The sequence below is a fragment of the Oleiphilus sp. HI0066 genome (assembly GCF_001635725.1).
Window position 1 is genome coordinate 1 of the sequence record NZ_LWFH01000207.1, and the last position, 517, is coordinate 517.

The following is a 517-nucleotide window of genomic DNA, read 5'->3' on the forward strand; positions in this document are numbered from 1 at the left end:
TTAGATAAAGTCAGCTTTAGTATTCGAGAAGGGGAGCGCGTGGCGCTAGTTGGGCCATCTGGTGCTGGTAAATCAACAATATTTGAGTTGCTGCAGCGCTTTTACGATAGTAATGAAGGCTGCGTGTCAGTATTTGGGCAATCTGTTCACGATGTGTCTACTGAGGCGCTGCGTAAGCGACTAGGGATTGTTTCGCAGCAGCCTGTGATGTTCTCTTCCACGATTAAGCATAATATTGCGTATGGCAACGAGGATGCCTCTCAAAAAGATATAGAAGCCGCAGCCCTAGCTGCGCATGCGCATGAATTTATCGAAGCATTGCCTAAAGGCTACGATAGCTATCTCGGTGAGCAAGGCACTCGCTTATCGGGTGGTCAAAAGCAGCGTGTTGCGATTGCGCGCGCCGTACTGAAAGATCCGGATATTCTTTTGTTAGATGAGGCGACAAGTGCGCTTGATTCTGAAAGCGAATATCACGTTCAGCAAGCGATTGATGAGTTAACCGAAAATCGCACGA

Annotated in this window: 1 protein-coding gene; it reads left to right on the forward strand. The window is 48.0% G+C overall.

The genetic code is table 11. From position 1 onward, the window contains the following. The coding region (locus A3738_RS03235) for an ATP-binding cassette domain-containing protein (protein ID WP_156503915.1) at positions 1–517 on the forward strand (517 nt) is incomplete at both ends.